The 3,837-nt window shown below is 40.8% G+C and carries 5 protein-coding genes and 1 pseudogene; all 6 read left to right on the top strand.

Features of this window, described 5'->3' with window-relative positions:
- On the top strand, positions 1–758 hold a 758-nt coding region (locus AB7U21_RS11115), incomplete at its 5' end, for a chemotaxis protein CheA (protein WP_428389071.1).
- 19 nt (positions 759–777) lie between these two features.
- Positions 778–1,392, top strand: a complete 615-nt coding sequence (locus tag AB7U21_RS11110) for a chemotaxis protein CheC (protein WP_428389069.1) — start codon at positions 778–780, stop codon at positions 1,390–1,392.
- Between the two features lie 75 nt (positions 1,393–1,467).
- On the top strand, positions 1,468–2,289 hold the full coding sequence (locus AB7U21_RS11105) for a CheR family methyltransferase (protein ID WP_428389067.1): 822 nt from the start codon (positions 1,468–1,470) through the stop codon (positions 2,287–2,289).
- Between the two features lie 34 nt (positions 2,290–2,323).
- Positions 2,324–2,941: a chemotaxis protein CheC gene (locus AB7U21_RS11100; protein ID WP_333788035.1), complete on the top strand. Its 618-nt coding sequence runs from the start codon at positions 2,324–2,326 to the stop codon at positions 2,939–2,941.
- A gap of 20 nt (positions 2,942–2,961) precedes the next feature.
- Positions 2,962–3,435, top strand: a complete 474-nt coding sequence (locus AB7U21_RS11095; RefSeq protein ID WP_428389064.1) for a chemotaxis protein CheD — start codon at positions 2,962–2,964, stop codon at positions 3,433–3,435.
- A gap of 51 nt (positions 3,436–3,486) precedes the next feature.
- Positions 3,487–3,837, top strand: a pseudogene (locus tag AB7U21_RS11090) (DUF3795 domain-containing protein); the annotation flags it as partial.

Raw genomic sequence — 3,837 nt, 5'->3', positions numbered from 1 at the left:
CAAAAGCAGGCAAATCACCTGAAGGACTTGTACGCCTTGCAGCATCCCGACAAAGAAATACCGTGCTTATTGAAGTGCAGGATGACGGAAAAGGTATGGATCCTGCAAAATTAAGGGATGCTGCCGTTAAGAAAGGTTTGATGAGCAAAGAAGAAGTTTCCAAGCTTTCTGATGAAGAAGCATTTAATCTGATATTCCTCCCCGGTTTTAGCACCAACAGCGTCATTACAGACGTATCTGGCCGAGGTGTGGGAATGGATGTTGCCAAGACAAAGATCGAATCGCTGGGAGGAAATGTATCAGTAAGATCAGTGCTTGGAGAAGGAAGTATTGTCACACTTCAATTACCTCTTACTATTGCGATCATCCAATCACTGATGATAAAAACAGCGGGTGAAACGTATGCTATACCCCTCAACAATGTGGTAAGGGATGTAGGTATAAAATCACAGGATATTAAGACAATAGAAGGGCAGGAGGTCATCCTGCTGCGCGGAGAGGTCTTACCGCTTTTAAGACTTAACAGTATTCTGGATTGTCCTGTTGAAGTCGACGACAAAGAGAACCTCATTGTAGTAGTTGTAGAAAAGATGGGGAGCCACTTTGGTTTTGTTGTTGATGAACTTCTGGGGCAGCAAGAAGTGATAATCAAATCCCTTGACAGCAAAGTGTTACGTAGCGTGAAGGGATTTGCAGGTGCCACGATCCTAGGAGACGGTACCGTTTGCTTGATACTTGACATTGGAACATTGGTCTGATACTTAAGGAGACATAATCATGCCTGAACTCGATGAAATGACAAAGGGTGCCTTTCAGGAAGCTGGGAATATAGGAATGGGGCATTTAGCTACATCCCTGTCAAAAATGGTTGATCGCGAGGTCAAGATAGACATTCCAAAGGTGGATATATATCCACTGCAAAGGATCATAGACGAAGCTTCAGAGGGTACTCAGAAAAGTGTTGTAGGAGTACACTTAAAGATAAATGGTGATGTGACAGGAGGGACACTTATATTACTACCAAAATATTCAGCTCTCTCCTTTGTCGATCTGCTCAGAAAAAAACCAATTGGCACTACTCATGCGATCCAGGAAGAAGAAATAAAAAAACTCAGGGAGATGGGAATGCGACTATGTGCTGCATATATGCGGGTAGTGAATGAGTTCCTGGGGATCAACCTACAGATAGGTGAACCTGAGATATGTGTGGACATGGAAGGCGTCGGGAAATTTATAAAAGATACAGTAGGGTCTATGGCAGATGAATTCATTGTAGTGAAAGGAATAGGCTATGTACCTTCTACAAATTCCCGCAATGAGTTCAATATGCTCTTTGAACCGGGCGCTTCAGATGTGATCGTTGCAGCCATTATGAAAAAAATGATGGGGTAATAGATTTTAGCTAGCGGGTGGCCTAAAAGGGTAGAATGTTCTAAAAAGAGAGCCTATATTAAAGGAGTTGGTTAAATGTTAAAAATTGAGTCATCTGAAGATCAGGAATACATGAAATTGAAAGGACTCATTAAAAAGAATCTGGGATTCAATAGTGAACAATACAAAGATTCACACTTCAAAAGAAGAATTGACGTGAGAATGAGGGCAACCGGCTCAAAGAACTTCGGAGAGTATGTGCAATATCTCAATGCTCACAAAGATGAGTATCAACAGCTAATGGATACGCTCACAGTGAATGTCACTAACTTCTTCAGGAACTCTGAAACATACGAAGTCGTGGAAAAGGAAGTGCTACCCGCTATAATAAAGTCTAAAAGCACAGGGCTTCGGAATATACGAATATGGAGTGCTGGATGCTCTATAGGTGTTGAAGCCTATTCCATAGCAATATTGCTGCATAAAATACTTGGTAATAATTTTTCCCGATATAACATCCAGATCACTGGAACTGATATTGACAAAGATATTATCAAAAGAGCTGAAGATGCTATGTATTCAGAAGTGGAGATGAAAGAAGTTCCTGCTGACATACGCACCAAATATTTTGATTATGATGGAGAAAGCTATCATTTAAAAGCTGAGATCAAAAAGGTTGCAAAATTCCGCAGGAATGACCTCATTTCCGGAGAAAAGCTCACAGGTTTTGATGCCATATTTTGTCGTAATGTCACCATCTATTTTGAAAAACATCTCCAGGAAAGCCTATACATGGATTTTTACAATGGTCTTAACAAAGGCGGGTTTTTTGTAATGGGAAAAACCGAAACATTGATAGGCCCTTCCAAAGATCTTTTCAAAGCCTTTAATCCTAGAGAACGAATATATCAAAAGTGAAAATGCTGGTGTCTCAACTAAAAGAGATGATCCTATGGTTTATGATGTTTCCAAACTTACGGACTTCCATTACAGCGCTTTAAAAGAGATAAGCAATATAGGAATAGGGAATGCAGTCACTTCTCTGGCAACGATGCTGGGAAGTGAAGTAAAGATAATGACCCCTGATCTTAAGGTTGCCAAGATAGAAGAAGTGGCAGAGTTTTCCGGGGGTGCGGATAAACTGGTTTCGGGGGTCCTTATGAAGTTATCCGGAGGTGTAAAAGGTTACATGGTCATGCTTTTACCACCGGAAAGTGCAAAACTTATCTGCAATACAATAACCAAAGAACAAAACTCAGATATAAAGAACCCAATGAACGAGTCCCTTATATCAGAAGTGGGTCACATCCTTGGAAGTACTTATATGACCGCCTTTTCTGATTTTCTCAAAGTGGATGTTTTTGCATCAGCACCGTTCCATACATATGATATGATCGGTGCCATTATGGACAATATACTCATTCAAATGAGCCAGGAAGTGGAACATGCTATCATTCTGGATACTCTGTTCACACTAAAAGGTAATGATATGCATGGGAAACTACTCACTCTGTTCGATCCGATATCCCTTGAATTGATTTTGGAGCAAGTGAATGCACTGTTCCGTTGATACATTAATCGACTGATACTATGATAGTGGTAGGAATGGCAGATTATGCTGTGACTCGCAGCCCAGAGAAATTGACAACTCTGGGCCTAGGATCCTGTGTAGGCATTGCCCTCTATGACCCGGTGACAAAAATAGGGGGATTGTTACACATAATGCTGCCAACTATTGAAAATGCACGTTTTACAGATAACTGTGCCAAATTTGCAGATAGCGGCATACCTTACCTCGTTGAAGAAATGATAAGTATCGGGGCAGTGCGCAGAAGACTGGTAGCTAAAATAGCTGGTGGGGCGAAGATGTTCTCTTTTAACAGCGATGCCAACCTGAACATTGGTGAACGAAATATACAGGCTACAAAAATTGTGCTCTCAGAAATGAAGGTACCTATAATATCGGAAGATGTGGGAAAAAATTATGGACGCACTGTAGTGCTGGACACGGATACAGGAGTATATTACATTAAAAGTGCAATCAAGGGAGAGAATGTAATTTGATGGTAAAAATATTATATTTACTAAAAGAGATATATTCCTGTGGAGGTAAGAATGCTTAGTTCAGACCTTACAATATCGCATATTGTATTCATATCTATCTCCCTTTTGGGAGGAATGGCTGCTATTTATTTCTGGATAAAGGTATATGAAGACACAAGAAGAGGCTCTGTTGCTTGGCTTCTTCTTGCCCTGACAGCAATATTCCTCATCACTACCTCAATCTTCCCTGCTCTGGCAGTTGGTAATCCAAATCAGAACGTAGTTGAGACCATATTATTGTTCCTTAGTTTCTGGAGTGCTGTATACACAAGTATATTTGCAGCAGCTGGCTTTTTGATGTTCCGGGCTTTTAAGACCATTCCCCGCCAGAACCTGGGTGATTTTCTCATAGAGGGAATGGTA

It is taken from the genome of Methanomethylovorans sp., assembly GCF_050177135.1.
GTDB lineage: Archaea > Halobacteriota > Methanosarcinia > Methanosarcinales > Methanosarcinaceae > Methanomethylovorans.
Note: the sequence above shows the minus strand (reverse complement) of the source record. Positions and strands in the feature narration are given on the sequence as shown.